The sequence below is a fragment of the Bradyrhizobium stylosanthis genome, assembly GCF_001641335.1.
Lineage (GTDB): Bacteria > Pseudomonadota > Alphaproteobacteria > Rhizobiales > Xanthobacteraceae > Bradyrhizobium > Bradyrhizobium stylosanthis.
Genome location: NZ_LVEM01000004.1, coordinates 650,487 through 673,310, shown reverse-complemented (window position 1 = coordinate 673,310; position 22,824 = coordinate 650,487). Strand labels below are relative to the sequence as shown.

The following is a 22,824-nucleotide window of genomic DNA, read 5'->3' as shown; positions in this document are numbered from 1 at the left end:
AATTGCGGTTATCTTCCCGCCGATGAGGCTGGTTGCCGTGTGACGGCCGTCAAATTCATGGTCAGCATGACGCCGGGCTTCGGAAGCTCCAGCACGGCAAACACCGTGCGAGCGGGCCGGTGCTCCCCCATCATCTCGACATAGGCTGTGTTCATCGCCTCGAAATCCGACATCTGCTTGAGAAACACATTGATGTGGGTGACGTGGTTGAGATCGGAGTCCACCGCAGCCAGCATGACCGCAAACGATCTGAAGATCTGCCGGGTCTGGGAGCCGACATCGGCGCCGACCAGTTGTCCCGTCGCCGGATCGAAGCCCGCAGTCCCGCCGATCCAGATCTGGTCACCGACTTTGGCGATGTGATTGTAGGGGCCGATCGGCTTTGGTGTGTTCGGCGGCGTCAGCGTTTCGACTCGTGATGTCATCGTACACCTCGCTTCATGACCCGCCCTCCAACGTACAATGGACAGTGCTCCGTCAGCCCTGAGCCGGGCGCCGCGCCAGGGCCAGCGTGAGGCCGAGCCCCGCGATGAACATTCCGGAGCCCTGCGTGAGACGCCGCATCAGCTGCGGCCGTCCGATCAGCTGCGTGCGCGTCGCGCTGGCCATCAGCACCACGACCACGTCGGCGAGCGTGTTCAGCGTCACCGAGATCGCGCCCAGCATGATGAATTGCAGCGTCGGGTTCGACCCCGCGGGGTCGAGGAATTGCGGAATGAAAGCGAGGAAGAACGCGGCGGTCTTCGGGTTCAGCGCCTCGACCAGCACGCCGTCGCGAAACGCGCGCTTGTCGCCGACAGCTGCGCTGTCAAGCGACAGCACGCGGCCGGCACTGCGGAACGTCTTGATGCCGAGCCAGACCAGATAAAGCGCACCGACGAATTTGACTGCGGTGAACAGTTCGGCGCTGGCCAGGATGATCGCGGAAATGCCGAGACTGCCGGCCACGACATGGACCATCCCGCCCAGCGCCGTGCCGGCGGTCGAGGCAAAGCCGCTTCCGCGCCCTTCCGACAAGGTTCGTGCCGCGACGTAGAAAATCCCGGGACCGGGAACGGCGGCAATGAGACAGGCAGCAGCCAGGAACAGCCAGAAATTCGTGTCGATCATCCCGTTTTCGTAGCGCAGCGCGCCGCGATTGCAAGGGTTTCTCGTTTAGCCCATCCGGCGGAAGATCGCGCTGGCATTCACGCCACCGAAGCCGAATCCATTGGAGATGGCATTCAGCATCGGCATCGGCCGCGCGTTGCCGGCGACGATGTCGATGCCATCGGCGCCCGGATCGGGGTTTTCGAGATTGAGCGTTGGCGGCGCGATCTGATCGCGCAGCGCGAGGATGGTGAAGATGGCTTCGAGGCCGCCGGCGGCGCCGAGCAGATGGCCGGTGGCCGATTTGGTCGCGCTGACCGCGATGTCTCGGTTGCGGCCGAACAGGGCGCCGATCGCGCCGAGCTCGCTCTCGTCGCCCGCCGGCGTCGAGGTCGCATGCGCGTTGAGGTGCTGCAGGTCGGCGGGTTCGAGTCTGGCCTGCCGGAGCGCGATCTCCATGGCGCGGCGGGCGCCGTCGCCATCGGGCGGGCCCGACGTCATGTGGTAGGCGTCCGCCGTGGTGCCGTAGCCGACGATTTCCGCGATCGGCGTCGCGCCGCGCGCAAGCGCATGCTCGAGATCCTCGATCACCAGGATGCCGGCGCCTTCGCCCATGACGAAGCCGTCGCGATTGCGATCGAACGGACGCGAGGCGCGCGCGGGTTCGTCGTTGAAGCTGCTGGACAATGCGCGCGCCGCGGCAAAGCCGCCGAGGCTGACGATGTCGATGCAGGCCTCCGCGCCGCCGCAGATCGCGACATCAGCTTCGCCCGCCCGGATCATGCGCGCGGCATCGCCGATCGCCTGCACGCCGGCGGCGCAGGCGGTGACGGGTGTGCCCAGCGCGCCCTTGTAGCCGTATTTGATCGAGACGTGGCCGCTCGCGAGATTGGCGAGGAAGGAGGGGATCGTGAACGGCGACAGCCGGCGCGCGCCGCGCTGCTCGGTGATGCGCACGGCGTCCGCCATCGCCGGAAAGCCGCCGACGCCGGAAGCGATGATCGTTGCGGTGCGTTCCAGCGCGCTCGCATCCTGCGGCGTCCATTTGGCCTGCGCCACCGCTTCTGCGGTGGCGAGCAGCGCGAACAGGATGAAGCGGTCCATCTTGCGCTGGTCTTTTGGCGCCGCGGCCTGTGCGGGATCGTAGCCGCCTTCGGCGTCATCGGCCTTGTCAGGCACGAGACCCGCGATGCGCGCGGGCAGCACATGCGCCCATTCGGGCAGCGGACGCAGCCCGCTCTGGCCGGCAAGCAGCCGGCGCCAGGACAGTTCGACACCGCAGCCGAGCGGCGACACGGCGCCCATTCCCGTCACGACGATACGACGCATGTCAGTCTCCCGCCGGCGCGACGGCCGGGTTCATGGCCTTGAGTGAGGCAAGCCGCGCGCGCAGGCCACTGCTGGCGCGCGGACCTGCGACGACGACGGCATTGGCGAGTGTGATCGGACGCATGCTGGCGGCGTCGACGACCACGGGATCGAGCGGACGGACGTCGTCCCGGTTCGCCAGCAGGATGGATTCGCCCTTCGGTGCGAGATGCTTGTTGCCGAAGGCGAGCAGCGCCGCGACCACGGGGAAGAAATCCCGCGCCTTGTCGGTCAGCACATATTCGTAGCGCGGCGGCCGCTCGTGATAGCGGCGGCGGACGAACATGCCGCTCGCTGTGAGATGGGCCAGCCGGCGCGACAGGATGTTCGGCGCGATGCCGAGGCTCTGCGAGAACTCGTCGAACTTCGTCGCGCCCTGGAACGCATCCCGCAGGATCAGGATGCTCCACCACTCGCCGACCGTCTCCACGGCGCGGCCGACGGGGCATTCCAGGATCGAGGGGGATTTCGGCTGCATGGCGCGGAACGTAGGGTAGTTACTTGCAAAATGCAAGTGACTGCGTGGCGAGCAGCAAGTCCGGTTGGAGCGAAAGGGCAACCCCAGCGGTGAAAAGGTGCGTTGGCGGTGAGGACGTGGTGTGGTGCGTACTGAACCGCGCTCGTGCCCCGGACGCAGCGCGGCGCTCCCGGCGATGCGAAGCATCGTCCGGTGCGATGCGCTGCAGAGCCGGGGCCCATGTTGCTGAGAGTAGTGAATGTCGCGTGGGTCCCGGCTCTGCACAGCAGCGTTTCACGCTGCAGCGCGTCCGGGACACGAGAGTACGCGGTGTCCTCGCGCCATCCTCCGTCATTGCGAGCGCAGCGAAGCAATCCGGAGTATTTCCACGAAGGGATTCTGGATTGCTTCGCTGCGCTCGCAATGACGGGGTGGAGGATATGGTGGCGAGACTATCTCACCGCCGTCGTCCCGGCGCAGGCCGGGACCCATAACCACAGGGAGTGGTTTGGGACCGGCTGGTCGATATCTGTACGAGCAACAGCGACCGTCGATGGATCACGCGGTATGGGTCCCGGCCTGCGCCGGGACGACACCGAGGATGGAGCAGACGGTGTGCCGCAAACGCGCGCTCAGTGCGACCTTGCCAGGCAGAACGCCACGACCTGCTCCAGTGCGCTCTTCATCGGCGAGGACGGGAACAGGGCCAGCGCGTCGACGGCCATGGCGCCGTAGTGCTGGGCGCGGCTCAGCGTGTCCTCGAGCGCGCGGTGCTTGTTCATCAGGCCGATGGCGTGATCGAGGTCGGTGTCGCCGATCTCGCCGCGCTCCAGCGCCCGGATCCAGAAGGCGCGCTCGGTGTCGTTGCCGCGGCGGAAGGCGAGCACCACGGGCAGCGTGATCTTGCCCTCGCGGAAATCGTCGCCGGTGTTCTTGCCGAGCTTTGCGCTCTTGCCGCCGTAATCGAGCACGTCGTCGACGAGCTGGAAGGCGATGCCGAGATTCATGCCGACCGAGCGGCAGGCGGTCTGCTCGGCCTTCGGGCGGTTGGCGATGACGGGGCCGACCTCGCAGGCCGCGGCGAACAGCTCGGCGGTCTTGCCGCGGATCACGGCGAGATATTCGTCCTCGGTGGTCGCGGTGTTCTTGGCGGCGGCGAGCTGCATCACCTCGCCCTCGGCGATGGTGGCGGCGGCAGCAGACAGGATGTCGAGCGCGCGCAGCGAACCGACCTCGACCATCATGCGGAACGCCTGACCGAGCAGGAAGTCGCCGACCAAGACGCTGGCCTCGTTGCCCCAGAGCATGCGCGCCGACAGCTTGCCGCGGCGCATCTCGCTCTCGTCGACGACGTCGTCGTGGAGCAGGGTGGCGGTGTGCATGAACTCGACGGACGCGGCGAGCTTGATGTGGCCGTCGCCGGTGTAGCCGGCGAGGTTGGCCATGGCGAGCGTCAGCATCGGACGCAGGCGCTTGCCGCCGGAGGAGATCAAATGGTTGGCGACCTCCGGGATCATGGTCACGTCCGAGCCGGTCCGCGACAGGATGGTGGCGTTGACGCGCTCCATGTCAGGGGCGACAAGGGCAACCAGCTCTTCGATCGACGCGCCGGGAGTTTCGAAAGGTACGATGACGGCCACGCCGGTCTCCAATATTTGCCCCGGAGGGGCTATTCTGATGGAAATACAATAGAAACTGGCGGCGGATGCGGCAAGGGCCGCGGAACCATTGACATTTGCCCCTTTTCACCCCCTCCAGGCAGGAGATTTGCGTTTTGCGTGAACTGGTTCGGACCAACGATATGGTGCTGGTGTCGGCGATCGGCGCGCTGCTCGACGGCGCCAATATCCATCATCTGGTGCTGGACCAGAACATGAGCATCATCGAGGGCTCGCTCGGCATCCTGCCGCGCCGGATCCTGGTCCATGAGGACGACGCCCAGGAGGCGAGGGCACTCCTCACCGAGGCCGGCCTCAGCCACGAACTGCGCGGCGATGATTGAGGCCGTAGCAGACATTACCGAGGACGCCTTTCTCGGCGGGCAGTTGCTGCTGAGGCAGAAGCGGACCGGCCATCGCGCCGGGCACGATGCGATCCTGCTGGCGGCGGCGACACAGGCCAGGGCGGGCGACCGCGTGGTCGATCTCGGCGCCGGGATCGGCACGGCAGGCCTCGCGCTCGCCCGCCGCGTGGCGGGGATCAGGCTCAGCCTGATCGAGATCGATCCGGAACTGGCGCAGCTCGCGCGTGCCAATGCCGCGGCCAACGCGATTCCCGCCGAGGCCATCGTGCTCGACGTCACCGCGGACGCGCAGGCCTTTTCGGAACACGGGCTGGTGCCCGACAGCGTCGATGCCGTGCTGATGAACCCGCCCTTCAACGATCCCGCGCGCCATCGCGGCTCGCCGGATCAGATGCGACACACCGCGCATGTGGCGAGCGAAGAGACGCTGCATGCCTGGGTGCATGCAGCACGGCGTATCCTCCGATCGAATGGCGCGCTGACCCTGATCTGGCGTGCAGATGGGATCGCCGATGTCATGGCAGCGCTGTCACGCGGCTTCGGCAGCCTCGCGATCCTGCCGGTTCATGGCGAAGCTGGAAAGCCGGCGATCCGCGTGCTGGTGCGCGCGATCAAAGGCGGCAGGGCCCCGACGCGATTGCTGCCGGGCCTTATGCTCAATGACGAGTCAGTCGTGCCTAAAAAAGAGGTGAAGGATATTCTGGAGGGGAGGGCGGCCTTGCCGCTGGCGGAGCCGTGACGGCTTACTGCGGAAGCGATTCCGTCTGCTGTTCAGACGAGGACGTGAAGCGGATAGCCGTGAAAAGCGCACCGATCAGCAGCAGCAGCAGATAGATCTTCATGGCGTTTCCTCCGCTGCCTATTGCAGCTTCCCAACCGGGATTCTGCAAAACACGTTCCAGGCACTTTCAATGACACTCGCGTGATAAGAAATGGTTAATCAGAGGTAAGGGCATGGCCGAACAATTGAACGATCGTGGGAGTTCCGGCCTGGCCGACAAGCTCATGCAATATCTGCCGGCACGCTTCCGTCCCGGCACGGCGGTGGTGCCGGTGGTGCGGCTGTCCGGCGTGATCGGCGCGGTGACGCCGCTACGTCCGGGCATGACGCTCGCGGGCGTCGCGCGCGTGCTGGAGCGGGCCTTCTCGATGCGGAATGCCAAGGCGGTGGCGCTGGTGATCAACTCGCCCGGCGGCTCGCCGGTGCAGTCGCGCCAGATCTATCTGCGCATCAAGCAGCTCGCGGCGGAGAAGAAGCTGCCGGTGCTCGTCTTCGTCGAGGACGTCGCTGCCTCCGGCGGCTACATGATCGCCTGCGCCGGTGATGAGATCTTCTGCGATCCGTCCTCGATCCTCGGCTCGATCGGCGTGGTCGGCGGCAGCTTCGGCTTCCAGGAGGCGATCAAGCGGCTCGGCATCGAGCGGCGCCTCTACACGGCGGGTGCGCACAAGGCGATGCTCGATCCGTTCCTGCCCGAAAACCCCGATGACGTCGCGAAGCTCAAGGCGATCCAGCGCGAGATCCACGACATCTTCATCGCGCTGGTGAAGGAGAGCCGCGGTAACAGGCTGAAGGGCGCCGACGACACCCTGTTCACGGGCGAATACTGGGCCGGCGACAGCTCGATCGCGCTGGGGCTTGCCGACGGCATCGGCGATCTCCGCTCAACTCTTCGTGCCCGCTATGGCGAGAAGGTTCTCACCCCCGTGATCGCCCAGCCGACCGGCCTGCTGTCGGGCCTTTTCGGGCGGAAAGCGCCCGGCGCGGGCCAGCTTTTGGCCATGGAATCAATGGCCGGTCTGCCGGACGAGCTGATCTCCGCGGTCGAGACGCGGGCCATTTGGGCGAAATTCGGGTTCTAGCCGTCGGTAGTCCCCGCGCCATTTGGCCCGGGGTCTGCCGATTGCGGTGCAGGCCGGTCTGCGCGAGAATGCGCGTGGGGGCTGAGCACTAGACAAGGATCGACAGATGCCGCCGTTCGTCGCTTTCGCGGGCGTCCTGGGCGGGCTTGCCGTGGTCCGCTGGGCCTACAAGACCGCCGTCCGGATCAACCAGGAGCTGGAGGAGATGCGCCTGTCGCGCGTCGCCGAGGCTGCCCGCATGGGGGATATCCAGACGCTGAAACGCGACCCCGTGACCGGGGCTTACCGGCCCGGTTAGCCCCTCCACACATCGCCGCCGTAGGGTGGGCAAAGGCGCTCTTGCGCCGTGCCCACCAATTCCCCGGTGGCGACAGGTGGTGGGCACGCTTCGCTTTGCCCACCCTACGGCACTGTCCGGGATGAGGGCCTGATCGGCCCGAATCCGCCCCCTTTGCCTTGATTCCCATCCCTGCCGTCGATACGGTCCCGCGCGATTCAAAACCCCCGCGAGAGCCTGATCTGACGATGGACGCCTCATTGCCCGCCCATATGCGCCCGGAACGCTCGTTCCAGGGCTTCATCCTCGCGCTCCAGCGATTCTGGGCCGAGCAGGGCTGCGTGATCCTGCAGCCCTACGACATGGAGATGGGCGCGGGCACCTTCCATCCGGCGACCACGCTGCGCGCGCTCGGGCCAAAACCCTGGAACGCGGCCTATGTGCAGCCCTCGCGCCGGCCCAAGGACGGCCGCTACGGCGAGAATCCGAACCGGATGCAGCACTATTACCAGTTCCAGGTGATCATGAAGCCGTCGCCGCCGAACCTTCAGGAGCTGTACCTGAAGTCGCTGGCCGCGATCGGCATCGATTCCGCCGTGCACGACATCCGCTTCGTCGAGGACGATTGGGAGAGCCCGACGCTGGGCGCCTGGGGCCTCGGCTGGGAGTGCTGGTGCGACGGCATGGAGGTGAGCCAGTTCACCTATTTCCAGCAGGTCGCCGGCTTCGAATGCGCGCCGGTCGCGGGCGAGCTCACCTACGGGCTCGAGCGCCTCGCGATGTACGTGCAGGGCGTCGACCGCGTCTACGACCTCAACTTCAACGGCCGCGACGGTGACCAGAAGGTCACCTATGGCGACGTCTTCCTGCAGGCCGAGCGTGAATATTCGAAGCACAATTTCGAAGTCGCCGACACCGCGATGCTGTTCGAGCAGTTCAAGATGGCGGAAGCCGCCTGCCGGAAATATCTCGACGCCGGCTGGAAGGACGGCAAGCGCGAGGCGCATCTGATGGCACTGCCGGCCTACGACCAGTGCATCAAGGCGAGCCACGTCTTCAACCTGCTCGACGCGCGCGGCGTGATCTCCGTGACCGAGCGGCAGAGCTACATTCTTCGCGTGCGAGAGCTGGCCAAGGCCTGCGGCGAGGCCTGGATCCACACTGAAGCGGGCGGAGCGGCCTGATGCCCGAACTTTTGCTTGAACTGTTCTCGGAAGAGATCCCCGCGCGCATGCAGGCCAAGGCGGCCGACGATCTGCGCCGCATGGTCACCGACAAGCTCGTCGCCGAAGGCCTCGTCTACGAAGGCGCGAAGGCCTTCGCGACGCCGCGCCGCCTCGCGCTCACCGTGCACGGCATCCCCACGCGCCAGCCTGACCTCAAGACCGAGCGCCGCGGACCGAAAGTCGGCGCGCCCGATGCGGCCGTGCAGGGCTTCCTGAAGGCGACGGGCTTGAAGTCGCTGGACGAAGCCAAGATCCAGCGCGATCCCAAGGGCGATTTCTACATCGGCTTGATCGAGAAGCCCGGCCGCGACGCCATCGACGTGCTCGCGGAAATCCTGCCCGTCATCATCCGCACCTTCCCCTGGCCGAAATCGATGCGCTGGGGCGCGCGTTCGGGCAAGCCGGGCTCGCTGAGCTGGGTGCGCCCGTTGCACGCGATTACAGCGACCTTCGGGCCCGAGACGGAAGAGCCCGATGTCGTGAAGTTCGAGGTCGACGGCATCGAGACCGGCCAGACAACGTATGGCCATCGCTTCATGGCACCGGCTGCAATCAACGTGCGCCGCTTCGAGGATTATGAGGCGAAGCTGAAGGCTGCAAAGGTCATCCTCGATCCGCAGGCGCGCAAGGACATCATCTTCGAAGACGCCAAGGAGCTGACCTTCGCGCAGGGCCTTGAGCTGGTCGAGGATCAGGTGCTGCTCGACGAGGTCTCCGGCCTCGTCGAATGGCCCGTCGTCATGATGGGATCGTTCGAGGCCGAATATCTCGCGATCCCGGAAGAAGTGATCCGCGCCACCATCCGCAACAACCAGAAGTGCTTTGTCGTCAGGGATTCCAAGACCGGCAAGCTGACCAACAAGTTCGTCCTCACCGCCAACATCGAAGCGACCGACGGCGGCAAGGTCATCGTCTCCGGCAACGAGCGCGTGATCCGTCCGCGCCTGTCCGATGCGAAGTTCTTCTACGAGACGGACCTGAAGACCAGGCTCGAGGATCGTCTGCCGAAGTTCGAGCAGATCGTGTTCCACGAGAAGCTCGGCACCCAGGCTGCGCGCATCAAGCGCATCGAGCGCCTCGCCGCCGAGATCGCGCCGCTGGTCGGTGCCGATGTCGCCAAGGCGACGCGCGCCGCGCATCTGGTGAAGGCGGATTTGCTGACCGAAGTCGTCGGCGAATTCCCTGAGGTGCAGGGCCTGATGGGCAAGTACTACGCGCTGGCGCAAGGAGAGGATGCCTCTGTCGCGGCCGCGTGCGAGGAGCACTACAAGCCGCAGGGCCCGACCGATCGCGTGCCGACCGATCCGGTCAGCGTTGCCGTCGCGCTCGCGGACAAGCTCGATACGCTGGTCGGCTTCTGGGCCATCGACGAGAAGCCGACCGGCAGCAAGGACCCCTATGCGCTGCGTCGTGCGGCGCTGGGTGTGATCAGGCTGATCGTCGAAAACGGCCTGCGCCTGTCGCTTATGAAGGTGGCGGCGTCGGCGCTCGCCGGTCTGTCGGTGAAGCCGGCCGATGCCACGAGGCTGCCGAGCGATCTCCTCGCCTTCTTCGCCGACCGCCTGAAGGTCCAGCTCCGTGAGCAGGGCGCGCGGCACGATCTCGTTGACGCCGTGTTCGCGCTCGGCGGCCAGGACGATCTCCTGATGATCGTCCGCCGCGTCGAGGCGCTCGGAAAATTCCTCGACAGCGACGACGGCAAGAACCTGCTCGCCGGCACCAAGCGCGCCAGCAACATCCTCTCGATCGAGGAAAAGAAGGACAAGCGCACGTTCGAGGGTGCGCCCGATGCCGCGCTCTACAGCCTCGCTGAGGAGAAGGCGCTGGCGAAGGCGATCGGCGAGGTCAAGGCGGAAGCCAGCGCTGCCGTCGCCAAGGAAGACTTTGCTGCTGCTATGAGCGCGATGGCAAAGCTGCGTCCGCCCGTGGATGCGTTCTTCGACAAGGTTCGCGTCAACGACGACGATGCCAAGGTGCGCGAGAACCGCCTGAAGCTGCTCGGCGAGATCCGCAGCGCCACGCGCGCGGTGGCGGATTTCTCGAAGATCCAGGACTAAGCCGGTCTCGTGGCCCGGACGCAGCGCAGCGCCGCGTGGCGGTGCGCTGCAGAGCCGGGGCCCATGCCGCTGCAAAGAAAGATTCTGGGTCCCGGCTCTGCGCCGCAACGCTTACGCGCTGCGTCGCGTCCGGGACACGAGAGCGTGCACGTACAGCACACAAAAATGCCCTGCCCAGCGGGGGGAAACCGGGCAGGGCCTGATGTCCGATTTATACTGCTCGCGCCAGCCTGATTGATGTGACGCGCCGGACATCTAGTTGAACGCCAGCGTTTTCAAGCGAAGTGGATACCGGTTCGCGTGAAGAAAACGCGTCCAGATGAAGTCTAGTCCATCACCTCGACGATGCGGCGTGAGCGCGGCTCGACCAGCACGGTCTCGCCGTTCACGACGGTGTAGCGATAGGTGGTGGCACCGAAACGTTGCGGCACGTCATAATAGGTAATGCCGCTTTCAGGTAAGGTGGCACCGACCACCACGCGATCCGGGACACGGAAGGCCGGCACACGTTGTTCGACGACATAGTCGCGGAAAGCCGGCCGCTGTTCGACCGCTATCGTCGGGCCGCTGTCGACCACGACCGGCGCACGTCCGATCGTGACGCCGCTTTGCGCCTGCGCCGCCAGGGGCGAGCCGATGGCGGCCGCGAGCGCTGCCAGAGCAAGAATCCTGTTCCGCATGCAAAACTCCTTCGACGTGATTCTTCGGAAGCGCCAGTGGCGCGACCGGTTGCCAATGCATGCGTCCTGGCAATGTTCCGGGGAATGCATGCCGCATACGCGGCAATTTCGGGCAGTTTTCGCGAAGGCGGGAACTCGCATTGCGCTTGTGCGTCTCTACTCGCGGAACCGGGGCCGCTATGATCCGCCCGCGATTCGCCTCACCTCCACAGAAAGATCGTTCATGCACATCACCGTCGCCCACATTTCGCCGATCCTGTCGTTGATTGCGGGCGTGCTCATCCTGATCATGCCGCGGCTGCTCAACCTGATCGTCGCGATCTTCCTCATCGTCAACGGCGCGATCGGGCTCGGGCTCCTGAAGTGGCTCCACCTCTAGGGGTTCATTTTCCGGAACAGTCCGACTTGCGCGGGCCTGCCCAAAGTGGTGTAAGGCGCGCGATTTCCCATTCCTCTCGCAGGTTGTGTGCAAGCTATGGCCAAAGCCGCCTCGAAGCCTTCTAAAACTGCAGCGAAATCAAAGCCCTCCGCCAAGGCGAAGGCCGCGCCGGCAGCGCGCAAGGCACTCGCCAAGAGTGCCGTGAAGAGCGCTCCGAAGCCGGTGGCCAAAGCGCCCGCAAAGCCCGCAGCCAAGCCGGCGGTAAAGCCGGCCGCGAAGGCTGTGACCAAGCCGGTCGCCGCGAAGCCGGCGCCGAAAAAGGCGGCGCCCGCCAAGGCTGCACCCGCCAAGGCGGCATCGGTCGCGGGCAAGGCCGGCAAATGGGTCTATACGTTCGGCGACGGCAAGGCCGAGGGCCGCACCGAGATGCGCGACCTGCTCGGCGGCAAGGGCGCCAACCTCGCCGAGATGGCCAATCTCGGCCTTCCCGTGCCTCCCGGCTTCACCATCCCGACCTCGGTCTGCACCTACTTCTACGCCCACGACAAGTCCTACCCGAAGGAGTTGCAGGCGCAGGTTGAGAAGGCGCTCGACCATGTCGGCAAGTTGACCGGCAAGGTGTTCGGCGACACCAAGAACCCGCTGCTCGTCTCCGTGCGCTCGGGCGCGCGTGCCTCGATGCCGGGCATGATGGACACCGTGCTCAACCTCGGCCTCAACGACGAGACCGTGGAAGCGCTGTCGGCGCTGTCGGGCGACCGCCGCTTCGCCTATGACAGCTATCGCCGCTTCATCACCATGTATTCCGACGTGGTGCTCGGCTTCGAGCATCATCACTTCGAGGAAATCCTCGACACCTTCAAGGACAGCCAGGGCTACACGCTCGACACCGATCTGTCCGCCGACGATTGGGTCGATCTGGTCGGCAAGTACAAGGACGCGGTCGCCCGCGAGACCGGGAAGGACTTCCCGCAGGATCCGCATGACCAGCTCTGGGGCGCGATCGGTGCGGTGTTCTCATCCTGGATGAACGCGCGCGCGGTGACTTATCGCAAGCTGCACGACATTCCGGAATCCTGGGGCACCGCGGTCAACGTGCAGGCCATGGTGTTCGGCAACATGGGCGAGACGTCGGCCACCGGCGTTGCTTTCACCCGCAATCCTTCGACCGGCGAGAGCAAGCTCTACGGCGAGTTCCTGATCAACGCGCAAGGCGAGGACGTGGTGGCGGGCATCCGCACGCCGCAGGACATCACCGAGGAAGCGCGGAAGGAGTCCGGCTCCGACAAGGCGTCGATGGAAGCCGCAATGCCGGAGGCCTTCAAGGAGCTGACGCGGATCTACACGCTGCTCGAGAAGCACTACCGCGATATGCAGGACATGGAGTTCACGGTCGAGCAGGGCAAGCTCTGGATGTTGCAGACCCGTGGCGGCAAGCGCACCGCGAAAGCGGCGCTGCGCATCGCGGTCGAGCTCGCCAATGAAGGCCTGATCTCGAAGAAGGAAGCGGTGTCGCGGATCGATCCCGCCTCGCTGGATCAGCTCCTGCATCCGACCATCGATCCCAACGCCAAGCGCGACGTGATCGCGACCGGCCTGCCGGCTTCGCCCGGTGCGGCCTCCGGCGAGATCGTGTTCTCCTCGGATGAAGCGGCCAAGCTTCAGGGCGACGGACGCAAGGTCATCCTGGTCCGCATCGAGACCAGCCCGGAAGACATCCACGGCATGCACGCCGCCGAAGGCATCCTGACCACCCGCGGCGGCATGACCTCGCACGCGGCGGTGGTCGCGCGCGGCATGGGCAAGCCCTGCGTCTCCGGCTGCGGCACCATCCGCGTCGATTACGGCCGCGGCACCATGAGCATCGGCTCGCGCACCTTCAAGACCGGCGACGTCATCACCATCGACGGCTCGCTCGGCCAGGTGCTGGCCGGCCGCATGCCGATGATCGAGCCGGAGCTTTCCGGCGAGTTCGGCACGCTGATGAACTGGGCCGACCAGGTCCGCAAGATCGGCGTCCGCGTCAACGGCGACACGCCGGACGATGCGCGCACCGCGATCAAGTTCGGCGCCGAGGGCATCGGCCTCTGCCGCACCGAGCACATGTTCTTCGAAGAGACCCGCATCCGCACGGTGCGCGAGATGATCCTCTCCGAAGACGAGCAGTCCCGCCGCGCGGCACTCGCCAAGCTGCTGCCGATGCAGCGCGCCGACTTCGTCGAGCTGTTCGAGATCATGAAGGGCCTGCCCGTCACGATCCGTCTGCTTGACCCGCCGCTGCACGAGTTCCTGCCGCACACCCATGCCGAGGTCGAGGAAGTGGCGCGTGCCATGAACACCGACCCGCGGCGCCTGGCCGACCGCGCGCGCGAGCTCTCGGAGTTCAATCCGATGCTCGGCTTCCGCGGCTGCCGCATCGCGATCGCCTATCCGGAGATCGCCGAGATGCAGGCCCGCGCGATCTTCGAGGCGGCGATCGAGGCCGAGAAGCGCACCGGCAAGGCCGTCGGCCTCGAGGTGATGGTGCCGCTGATCGCGACCAAGATGGAGCTCGACCTCGTCAAGGCGCGCATCGACTCGACCGCGAAGGCGGTGATGCGTGAGATGGGCGCCAAGATCGCCTATCAGGTCGGCACCATGATCGAGCTGCCGCGCGCCTGCCTGCTCGCGGCCGAGATCGCGGAGAGCGCCGAGTTCTTCTCGTTCGGCACCAACGACCTGACGCAGACGACCTACGGCATCAGCCGCGACGACGCGGCGAGCTTCCTCGGTCCCTACGTTGCGAAGGGCATCCTGTCGGTCGACCCCTTCGTCGCGCTCGACCAGGAAGGCGTCGGCGAGCTGGTCAAGATCGGTGTCGCCCGCGGCCGCAAGACGCGCGCGAAGCTCAAGGTCGGCATCTGCGGCGAGCACGGCGGCGATCCCGCCTCCGTCGCCTTCTGCCACAATATCGGTCTCGACTACGTCTCGTGCTCGCCCTACCGCGTGCCGATCGCGCGCCTCGCGGCAGCCCAGGCCGCGCTCGGCAAGGCGGTCGCGAGCCAGGCGTAAGACGAATTGAAGTGTTGAATGCGAAGAGGCGGGGCCACAAGCCCCGCCTTTTTCATTTAGCGCGCGGCTCTCTCGACGCCGTCATTGCGAGCGCAGCGAAGCAATCCAGACTGCCTCGGCGGAAAGACTCTGGATTGCTTCGCTGCGCTCGCAATGACGAGTGTCGCAACTCCGGGAACTCACACCCGTCCCGTAATGATACGCGTCATCAAGAGTTCCTTCACCATTCGCGTTGACCTCTTGTTTACCGCTTCACGTCAGCCCGCATTTACCACCACGCATCATTGCCCGTGAAAACACCTGCAATCGCTTGAGTGTGCCGCGCGCGCAACGCCGATTAACGCCGCGGCAACCTAAATTGGATACTTACGATAAAGATCGAATTGCACGGATGTACTGCGGTTCGATTTTTCTGGCGTAAGCGTAGCGTAGCGTGAGCGTGTTGATGTCAATGTTGCGTAACCATCCGAAGGGCGCGCGGTTCGCGTCCTTCGGCATCGGTCTCTGCATCTTCGCATTGATGCCGAGAGAGACCGGCTATCAGGACATTGCCTCTCTGCTGGCGCGTCAGCCCGGCGTCGCCGAGCGTTGGCAGAAGCAGGTGTTCTCCGCCGCGTCCTCGATCCAGCTCGCCACTTACAGCTTTTCCCGTCCCATCGGCACCTCGGTTCCGCAGAGCGCGATGGTTCGTCTCGCAAGCATCGACGGCCGCGACGTCACCGGCGCGGTCAGCCGCAATCCGGCGCTGCAGGCGCCGCCGCGCTATCAGGCCGCGGATTTTCCCAAGGTCGATCGCTCCATGAAGGGTGATCGTCTGGCGACAGTCACGCCGACGCAAACGCCCGAGACGCTCGCGCCGGCCGCGCCACCCGCACAGCAGGATCCCGCCACGTCGAACAGCTCGGTGTTTGGCGCCAAGACCGCTTCATTGCCGCAAGCGATGTCGCCGGAGTCCGCTGCCGCGCTCGATCCGGAACTCGCGGAAGCCTTGCGCGCGCCGCCGCTGCCGCAATATGCCAATCCCCCGCAGGCCAGCGACGTGGCGCGCTCGTTCGCGGTGCAGCCGCTGGAAGCGTTGAAACGGACGACGGCGCCGACGACGCCCGTGCGCGATCCCTTCAGCGTCAAGACCTCGAACCTGTTCTTCGGCAGCTCCTCGCTCGGCGGCAATATCGAGAGCATCGAGAGCTGGCAGCCCGGCGCCGAGCCGCTGATCGTGATGCCCGATCCCGACATGAAGGTGACGGCCTCGCTGACCCCGCCGACGGCGGAGATCGCCAAGGACATCGAAAGCGGCGAGAGCGTCGCGCCGAAGGGCGAGGTCAATGCCGACAACCAGCGCGCCAAATCCCCGGCGGAGCGGCTCGCGCTCGACGACAAGTCGCGCGCCAAGTCGGAGAAGTGCCTCGCCGAAGCCGTCTATTTCGAATCCCGCGGCGAGGCCGTGCGCGGCCAGATCGCGGTGGCGCAGGTGGTGATGAACCGCGTCTTCTCGGGTAAATATCCCGATACCGTGTGCGGCGCGGTCTATCAGAACAAGCACCGCCATCTCGCCTGCCAGTTCACCTTTGCCTGCGACAACAATGCCGACGTGATCCGCGAGCCCGAGATGTGGGATCGCGCCAAGAAGATCGCCAAGGCCATGCTCGACGGCCAGATCTGGTTGCCCGAGGTCGGCAAGTCCACGCACTACCACGCCTATTGGGTGCGTCCGTCCTGGGTCGCCGAGATGAAGAAGATGTACAAGACCGGCGTCCACACCTTCTACCGCCCGCGCGCCTGGGGCGACGGCAGCGAGGAGCCGAGCTGGGGCACGCCGGCCCAGACCGCCGCGCTCTCCGCCGAGCTGGCGCAGGAAGCCAAGAGCTCCGCCGAGATGGGCGTGGTGGAGCGGAGATAGTCTTTCCAACCGTCATGGCCGGGCCTGTCCCGGCCATCCACGTTCTTATGGCCGCGCAGCAAGGTCGTGGATGCCCGGGACAAGCCCGGGCATGACGATCTCGTGCGAAGTCGCGCCTCTCACATCTCGATATCCAGCGCGCAGTCGAAGTTCGGCGCCGAGTGCGTCAGCGCGCCTGCCGACGCGTAGTCGACGCCGGTGGCCGCGATCGCTGCGATCGAGTCCAGCGTCACGCCGCCGGATGCCTCCAGCGCGAGCCGGCCTTCGGTCATCCGCACCGCCTCGCGCAGCGTCGCAAGGTCCATGTTGTCGAGCAGCACGGCATCGGCGAGTCCGGTGTCGAGCACCTCGCGCAGCTGTGCCAGCGTATCGACCTCGATCTCGATCTTGACGAGATGGCCGGCATAGGCCCGCGCGCGCTCCAGCACCGGGCGGATGCCGCGCGCGACCGCGATATGGTTGTCCTTGATCAGGATCGCATCGTCGAGGCCGAAGCGGTGGTTGAAGCCGCCGCCGCAACGCACCGCATATTTCTCCAGCGCGCGCAATCCCGGCGTGGTCTTTCGCGTGCAGCAGATGCGCATCCTGGTGCCTTCCGTGCGCGCGACGTAATCCGCCGTCAGCGTCGCGACGCCCGAGAGGCGGCCGACGAAATTCAGCGCGGTCCGTTCCGCCGTGAGAATGGCGCGCGCCGGCCCCGAGAGGGTCAACACGTTTTGCCCGCGGGCGACGCGTCCGGCATCGCGGACATGCGCGCGCACCTCGATATCCGGCGAAAGCTTTTGCAGCGTTGCGAGCGCCAGCGGCAAACCGGCGATCACGCCAGACTGGCGGGCGACCAGGATGGCCTTCGCCTTCGTCGCTTCGGGAATCGTCGCGAGCGAAGTGATGTCGCCGGCGCGGCCAAGGTCCTCGTCGAGCGCGCGATGCACGGCCTCGTCGATCGCCAGCCGAGAGAGGAACGCGTTGGGATAGAGCAGTGAGGTCGAAGTGATCATGGGAGAAACTCCGTCAGGCGATCATGGGTTGCGCAATGCGCGGCAGCGGTTGGTCGTTCAGGCTCGCGGCGACGTCGCGCGCCGCGGCGAGTGTGGTCATCGTTCTCCGTGCCAGCGCAGGGACTTCCGCCGGATGATCGGAACGGAAATGCGCGCCGCGGCTCTCGCCGCGCGTCCAGGCTGCCGCCGCGACGAGCAGGGCCGAAGCCGCCACGTTGCGGACCGTGAGGCTGGCCGCCTCGCGTTCGAGCGCGGCAAAGCTGCGGATCGCGTCCGCAAGCCCGTCGCCGTCTCTGACGACGCCGACATGCGCGCTCATCATTGCGCGCAGCCGTTTCACGCTCGCGGCAGCAGGGGCCTCGCTCTGCATGGCGACCAATGCATCGGGGAGGCGGGCAGGCGAGGGGATGGTGCAGCCGGCAATGTCGTCGGCGATGCGCGCGGCATAGACCACCGCCTCGAGCAGCGAATTGGAGGCGAGGCGGTTGGCGCCATGCGCGCCGGTCGACGACACCTCGCCGCCGGCCCAGAGCCCGTCGATCGAGCTGCGGCCGCGCCCGTCCACCGCGATGCCGCCCATGTGGTAGTGCGCGGCCGGCGCGATCGGGATCGCCTTTGTCGCCGGATCGATGCCGGCCGCGATGCAGCTCGCATAGACGGTCGGGAATTTGTCGGCGAAGCGCGCGCCCAGCGCCTGCCGCGCATCGAGGAAGGCGCCGCGCCCGGCCGCGATCTCGGCAAACACGCCGCGGGCCACGATGTCGCGCGGCGCAAGCTCGGCGAGCGGATGGCGCGCCCGCATGAAGCGCTCGCCATGGCCGTTGATCAGCGTCGCGCCTTCGCCGCGCAGCGCTTCGGTGGCGAGCGGTGCGGGATCGCGCCCGACCATGATGGCGGTGGGGTGGAACTGGACGAATTCAGGATCGGCAATCACCGCGCCGGCGCGGGCAGCGATCGCAAGGCCCGATCCGTTTCCCTCGGCGGGATTGGTCGTGACGGCATAGAGATGGCCGAGACCGCCGGTCGCAAGCACCACCATGCGCGAGGCAATGAGGATCGGCCGTGACGAGGGATTGCCGGCCTCACGCAACTGAAGTCCGCTGACGGCGCCGTCCTCGGTCAACAGCGCTTCGGCGGTAAAACCTTCGATCAGACGGATCGACGGCGTCCGGCGTACGGCCTCGCTCAGCGCCGCGATGATCGCGGCACCGGCCCCATCGCCGCGCACATGCACGATGCGGCGCGCTGAATGCGCAGCTTCGCGTCCCACGGCGAGCCGACCTTCGAGATCGCGGTCGAACGGCACACCATAGGCGAGCAGGTCGTGGATCCGCGGCGCCGCCTCGCGCGCAATGCCGAGTGCGACGGCTTCGTCGACAAGGCCGCCGCCGACGGCGATCGTATCCGCCGCATGGGCCTCAGGCGTGTCGCCCTCGGCCACGGCCGCTGCGATGCCGCCCTGCGCCCAGGCGGAGGACGCGCCCTGTCCGAGCGGCGCGGCCGAGATCAGTGTCACCGGCCGCGGCGCCAGCTTCAGCGCGCAGAACAGTCCGGCGAGACCGCCGCCGACGATGACGATGTCGTCGGTCGTGCGGGTGAGGGTGTGGATGGTGTCAGTAGTCACAGCAATTTCCTCTTGCTCCGCTGTCGTCCCGGCCTTCGCCGGGACGACGGCTGTGGTTGTTGCGATTTGTGTTGCTAGTTCTTCAGATTGATCATCCGCTCCACCGAGCGCCGTGCCCGCACCGCGAGCGCGGGATCGATCGTGACTTCCTCGCCCAGCGTCAGCAGGCTCTCCAGAATGTTGGCGAGCGTGATGCGCTTCATGTGCGGGCAGAGATTGCAGGGGCGCAGCATCTCCACCTCAGGCAGCTCGGCGCGGACATTGTCGGCCATCGAGCATTCCGTGATCATCACCAGCCGCCGCGGACGCTTCTCGCGGACCCAGTTGATCATGTGCGCGGTCGAGCCGGTGAAGTCGGCCTCCGCCAGCACGTCCGGCGGGCATTCGGGATGCGCGATGATCTGCACCGAGGGATCGGCCTCGCGATAGGCGCGCAGCTCCTCGCCCTTGAAGCGCTCGTGCACCTCGCAGGCGCCTTTCCAGGCGATGATCTTCACGTCGGTCTTGGAGGCGACGTAGGTCGCGAGATAGCGGTCGGGAACGAAGATCACGGTCGGCGCATTCAGGCTCTCGACCACCTGCACCGCATTCGACGAGGTGCAGCAGATGTCGACCTCGGCCTTCACCTCCGCCGAGGTGTTGACGTAGGCGACAACAGGCACGCCCGGAAACTTTTCGCGCAGCAGGCGGACGTCCGCGCCCGTGATGCTGGCCGCGAGCGAGCAGCCGGCACGCGAATCCGGGATCAGCACCGTCTTGTCCGGGTTGAGCAGCTTCGAGGTCTCCGCCATGAAGTGCACGCCGCACTGGACGATGATGCCGGCCTTCACCTTGGTGGCTTCCACCGCGAGCTGGAGCGAGTCGCCGCCGATGTCGGCGACGCCATGGAAGATCTCCGGGGCCTGGTAGTTGTGCGCGAGGATCACCGCGCCGCGCGCCCGCTTCAGCTCGTTGATCGCGTGGATCGTCGGCGCCATCAGCGGCCACTCGATCGGCGGGATCACGTGCTTCACGCGCTCGTAGAGCGGCGCAGTGGCGCGCTCGACCTCGTCAGTCCATTCCAGCGAAGGCCTCGGCAGTGCGGGTCTCGTGCGCGCCGGCGCGGCGCGGGGAGAGGGTGCGATCTGGTCCTGCGGTCGGTCTGCAAGATCGTCGGGGCCGTAAATTCCAGTGATTGGCATCGAAGCCTCCCGTGTATGATAATTATGCTCCATGTGAGTATATGTAGGGCCCGAGAAATCCGGCCGCCGGGGCCGGGAGCATTTCACAAGCGCTTACATATACTCACTATGAGCAAATTGAAGATAACACGGCGGGCGGCAGCCCGCCAGAGCTGACCGCACACATTCCCGTCAAGTCGCCCGTGTGCGTCCGGCGAGCCCGCGGAGAAACGCAATGCTCCCGCGGCAGCCCTTCGTGGAACGCAATCATTTTTGGCTTGGGATTTTCATGCATCTGCATTAAACGCCTGACTCGCGGTGACCTATTTCGGAGCCGCCAACGACACATGAGGACGTGCATGTCGACACAGATGGGCGAGCTCGGTTCGGCCTCCCGTTCCTCCTGGCGTACTCCGGCCATCATCATTCTCTGCGGCTGTGCCATCGGCATGCTCGGCTTCGGCCCGCGCTCGGCGCTCGGTTTCTTCGTGCAGCCGATGAGCCATGAGTTCTCCTGGGGCCGCGACGTGTTCGGCCTCGCCATCGCCGTGCAGAACCTGCTGTGGGGATTGGGCCAGCCGTTCGCCGGCGCGGTCGCCGATCGCTTCGGCCTGTTCCGGGTGATGTGCGTCGGCGCGCTGCTTTATGCCGGCGGCCTCCTGCTGATGCGCTATTCCTCGACGCCGCTGTCGCTGAACATCGGCGCGGGCGTGATGGTCGGCTTCGGTCTCGCCGGCTGCTCGTTCAACCTGGTGCTGTCGGCCTTCAGCAAGCTGCTGCCCGCGGAGAAGCGTGGCCTCGCGCTCGGCGCCGGCACTGCGGCGGGCTCGTTCGGCCAGTTCCTGTTTGCGCCGATCGGCGTCGCGCTGATCGACAATTTCGGCTGGCAGCAGGCGCTCACCGTGTTCGGCTTCCTGATGCTGCTGATCATCCCGCTGTCGCTGGCGCTCTCGACGCCGCGGGTCGCGACCACGGCCAACGCGACGCCCGCGGACGAGCAGACGTTTACGAAGGCGCTCGCGGAAGCCTTCGGTCACCGCTCCTATGTGCTGCTGGTGCTCGGCTTCTTCACCTGCGGCTTCCAGCTCGCCTTCATCACCGTGCATCTGCCGGCGTTCCTGGTGGATCGCGGCATCTCGACGCAAACCGGCGGCTGGGTGATCGCGGCGATCGGCCTCTTCAACATCATGGGATCGCTCAGCGTCGGCTATCTCCAGAACTACCTGCCCAAGCGCTACATCCTCTCGACCATCTATTTCACCCGCGCGCTTGCGACGCTTGCCTTCATCTCGTTCCCGATCACGCCGTTCTCGGCAATCGCGTTCGGCGCGGTTTCGGGCCTGACCTGGCTGTCGACGGTGCCGCCGACCTCGGCGCTGGTGGCGCTGATGTTCGGCACGCGGTGGCTCGCCACACTCTATGGCTTCGCCTTCGTCAGCCATCAGGTCGGCGGCTTCCTCGGCGTCTGGCTCGGCGGCATCGTGTTCGAGAAATACGGTTCCTACACGCCGATCTGGTGGCTCTCGATCCTGTTCGGCGTGCTCTCGGCGCTGATCAATCTTCCGATCGTGGAGAAACCCGTCGCACGGCCGGTTGCGCAGCCTGCCTGATCGGCTAAACATCCCTGACAAACAAGTCAGGGAGTTCAGCCGTGGCCACATTCAAGGCAATCCGGATCGACAAGGCGGACAAGGGCACCACCGCGCAGCTCGTGCAGTTCGATGAAGCCGAGCTGATGGAGGGCGACGTCACCGTCCGCGTGGAATGGTCGACGCTGAACTACAAGGACGGCCTCGCGCTCACGGGCAAGGCGCCGGTGGTGCGCCGCTTCCCGATGATCGCCGGCATCGACTTCGCCGGGACGGTCGAGCAGTCGTCGCATCCGCAGTGGAAGGCGGGCGACAAGGTCGTCTGCACCGGCTGGGGTATGGGCGAGACCCATCTCGGGGCCTATGCCGAGAAGGCGCGGGTGAAGGGCGACTGGCTGGTCGCCCTGCCGCAGGGACTGTCCACGCGCGACGCCATGGCGATCGGCACGGCCGGCTTCACCGCGATGCTGTCGGTGCTGGCGCTGGAGAAGCACGGTATCTCGCCGAAGAGCGGTCCCGTCGTGGTGACGGGCGCCGCCGGCGGCGTCGGCTCGGTCGCAACCGCCGTGCTGTCGAAGCTCGGCTATCACGTCATCGCCTCGACCGGCCGCGCTGCGGAAGCGGACTATCTGAAGGAGATCGGCGCTGCGGAAGTGATCGACCGCAACGAATTGTCGGCACCGGCCAAGCCGCTGGCCAAGGAGCGCTGGGCGGGCGGCGTCGACAGCGTCGGCTCGACCACGCTCGCGAATCTGCTGTCGATGACGAAATACGGCGGCGCGATCGCCGCCTGCGGCCTGGCGGCCGGCATGGACCTGCCGTCTTCCGTCGCACCCTTCATTTTGCGCGGAGTGTGCCTTCTCGGCATCGATTCCGTGATGTGTCCGATCGAGCCGCGCAAAGCCGCCTGGCAGCGCCTGGCCTCCGACCTTGACCGGACGAAACTATCTGAAATCACTCATGAAATTTCGCTCGACCAGGTTTCCGAATGGGGCGCGAAAATCCTCGCCGGCCAGGTCCGCGGCCGCATCGTGGTAAAGATTCTCTAACGGCGTTCAGACTTTACCAACCAAGCTGCTTCAA

General features: G+C 66.1%; 20 protein-coding genes. 11 read left to right on the top strand and 9 right to left on the bottom strand.

Translation table 11 applies throughout. The features are described 5' to 3' along the window. Window positions 1–8: 8 nt before the first annotated feature. From A7X65_RS29590 to A7X65_RS29570, 5 genes are all read right to left on the bottom strand, one after another. Window positions 9–425 (bottom strand): RidA family protein, encoded by a 417-nt coding sequence (locus A7X65_RS29590; RefSeq protein ID WP_063691959.1) that lies wholly within the window; start codon window positions 423–425, stop codon window positions 9–11. A gap of 52 nt (window positions 426–477) precedes the next feature. Next, complete coding sequence (locus A7X65_RS29585; RefSeq protein ID WP_063691957.1) at window positions 478–1,110, bottom strand: LysE family translocator; 633 nt, start codon at window positions 1,108–1,110, stop codon at window positions 478–480. A gap of 45 nt (window positions 1,111–1,155) precedes the next feature. Next, complete coding sequence (gene fabF, locus A7X65_RS29580) at window positions 1,156–2,418, bottom strand: beta-ketoacyl-ACP synthase II (protein WP_063691954.1); 1,263 nt, start codon at window positions 2,416–2,418, stop codon at window positions 1,156–1,158. 1 nt (window position 2,419) lies between these two features. Beyond that, a complete protein-coding gene (locus A7X65_RS29575) occupies window positions 2,420–2,935 on the bottom strand; it encodes a winged helix-turn-helix transcriptional regulator (protein ID WP_063691951.1) in 516 nt (171 codons plus the stop codon). A 611-nt stretch (window positions 2,936–3,546) separates the two neighbouring features. After that, window positions 3,547–4,554 carry a polyprenyl synthetase family protein gene (locus A7X65_RS29570; protein ID WP_063692598.1) on the bottom strand — a complete coding sequence of 336 codons (1,008 nt, stop codon included), beginning with the start codon at window positions 4,552–4,554 and terminating at the stop codon, window positions 3,547–3,549. Between the two features lie 134 nt (window positions 4,555–4,688). On the opposite strand from A7X65_RS29570, the gene A7X65_RS29565 reads away from it, so the two are divergent. The 6 genes from A7X65_RS29565 to glyS all read left to right on the top strand — a co-directional run bounded on the left by A7X65_RS29565 (window position 4,689) and on the right by glyS (window position 10,360). Continuing rightward, window positions 4,689–4,916 (top strand): putative signal transducing protein, encoded by a 228-nt coding sequence (locus A7X65_RS29565; protein ID WP_008131471.1) that lies wholly within the window; start codon window positions 4,689–4,691, stop codon window positions 4,914–4,916. After that, complete coding sequence (locus A7X65_RS29560) at window positions 4,909–5,676, top strand: tRNA1(Val) (adenine(37)-N6)-methyltransferase (protein ID WP_063691948.1); 768 nt, start codon at window positions 4,909–4,911, stop codon at window positions 5,674–5,676. Before A7X65_RS29565 ends, A7X65_RS29560 begins: the two co-directional genes overlap by 8 nt. A 215-nt stretch (window positions 5,677–5,891) precedes the next feature. Further along, window positions 5,892–6,800: a S49 family peptidase gene (locus A7X65_RS29555; protein ID WP_063691945.1), complete on the top strand. Its 909-nt coding sequence runs from the start codon at window positions 5,892–5,894 to the stop codon at window positions 6,798–6,800. A 106-nt stretch (window positions 6,801–6,906) separates the two neighbouring features. Further along, window positions 6,907–7,098 carry a hypothetical protein gene (locus A7X65_RS29550; RefSeq protein WP_028178670.1) on the top strand — a complete coding sequence of 64 codons (192 nt, stop codon included), beginning with the start codon at window positions 6,907–6,909 and terminating at the stop codon, window positions 7,096–7,098. 227 nt (window positions 7,099–7,325) lie between these two features. Then, on the top strand, window positions 7,326–8,261 hold the full coding sequence (locus A7X65_RS29545; protein WP_063691943.1) for a glycine--tRNA ligase subunit alpha: 936 nt from the start codon (window positions 7,326–7,328) through the stop codon (window positions 8,259–8,261). Continuing rightward, window positions 8,261–10,360 carry a glycine--tRNA ligase subunit beta gene (gene glyS / locus A7X65_RS29540; RefSeq protein ID WP_063691940.1) on the top strand — a complete coding sequence of 700 codons (2,100 nt, stop codon included), beginning with the start codon at window positions 8,261–8,263 and terminating at the stop codon, window positions 10,358–10,360. The genes A7X65_RS29545 and glyS overlap by 1 nt, the downstream gene beginning before the upstream one ends. A gap of 326 nt (window positions 10,361–10,686) precedes the next feature. On the opposite strand, the gene A7X65_RS29535 is transcribed toward glyS, so the two are convergent. Beyond that, window positions 10,687–11,040 (bottom strand): DUF1236 domain-containing protein, encoded by a 354-nt coding sequence (locus tag A7X65_RS29535; RefSeq protein ID WP_063691936.1) that lies wholly within the window; start codon window positions 11,038–11,040, stop codon window positions 10,687–10,689. Window positions 11,041–11,263: 223 nt separating this feature from the next. Here A7X65_RS29535 and A7X65_RS40975 point away from each other — a divergent pair, with 223 nt between their 5' ends. The 3 genes from A7X65_RS40975 (at window position 11,264) to A7X65_RS29525 (ending at window position 16,370) form a co-directional block, all read left to right on the top strand. Further along, window positions 11,264–11,419: a DUF3096 domain-containing protein gene (locus tag A7X65_RS40975; protein WP_018648785.1), complete on the top strand. Its 156-nt coding sequence runs from the start codon at window positions 11,264–11,266 to the stop codon at window positions 11,417–11,419. A 96-nt stretch (window positions 11,420–11,515) separates the two neighbouring features. Then, on the top strand, window positions 11,516–14,470 hold the full coding sequence (gene ppdK / locus A7X65_RS29530) for a pyruvate, phosphate dikinase (protein WP_063691933.1): 2,955 nt from the start codon (window positions 11,516–11,518) through the stop codon (window positions 14,468–14,470). A 445-nt stretch (window positions 14,471–14,915) separates the two neighbouring features. Then, on the top strand, window positions 14,916–16,370 hold the full coding sequence (locus A7X65_RS29525) for a cell wall hydrolase (protein ID WP_063692597.1): 1,455 nt from the start codon (window positions 14,916–14,918) through the stop codon (window positions 16,368–16,370). 119 nt (window positions 16,371–16,489) lie between these two features. Here A7X65_RS29525 and nadC read toward each other — a convergent pair whose 3' ends face one another. The 3 genes from nadC to nadA all read right to left on the bottom strand — a co-directional run bounded on the left by nadC (window position 16,490) and on the right by nadA (window position 20,173). Then, window positions 16,490–17,368, bottom strand: a complete 879-nt coding sequence (gene nadC / locus A7X65_RS29520; protein WP_063691931.1) for a carboxylating nicotinate-nucleotide diphosphorylase — start codon at window positions 17,366–17,368, stop codon at window positions 16,490–16,492. Window positions 17,369–17,381: 13 nt separating this feature from the next. Beyond that, window positions 17,382–18,992 carry an L-aspartate oxidase gene (locus A7X65_RS29515; protein WP_063691928.1) on the bottom strand — a complete coding sequence of 537 codons (1,611 nt, stop codon included), beginning with the start codon at window positions 18,990–18,992 and terminating at the stop codon, window positions 17,382–17,384. 74 nt (window positions 18,993–19,066) lie between these two features. After that, entirely contained in the window at window positions 19,067–20,173 is a 1,107-nt protein-coding gene (gene nadA, locus A7X65_RS29510) for a quinolinate synthase NadA (protein WP_063691925.1), read from the bottom strand. A 338-nt stretch (window positions 20,174–20,511) separates the two neighbouring features. Between nadA and A7X65_RS29505 the strand changes: the two genes are divergently transcribed. After that, window positions 20,512–21,762, top strand: coding sequence for an MFS transporter (locus A7X65_RS29505; protein WP_063691922.1), 1,251 nt, complete (start codon window positions 20,512–20,514; stop codon window positions 21,760–21,762). A gap of 41 nt (window positions 21,763–21,803) precedes the next feature. Further along, window positions 21,804–22,790, top strand: a complete 987-nt coding sequence (gene acuI / locus A7X65_RS29500; RefSeq protein WP_063691919.1) for an acrylyl-CoA reductase (NADPH) — start codon at window positions 21,804–21,806, stop codon at window positions 22,788–22,790. The last annotated feature ends 34 nt before the right edge of the window (window positions 22,791–22,824 follow it).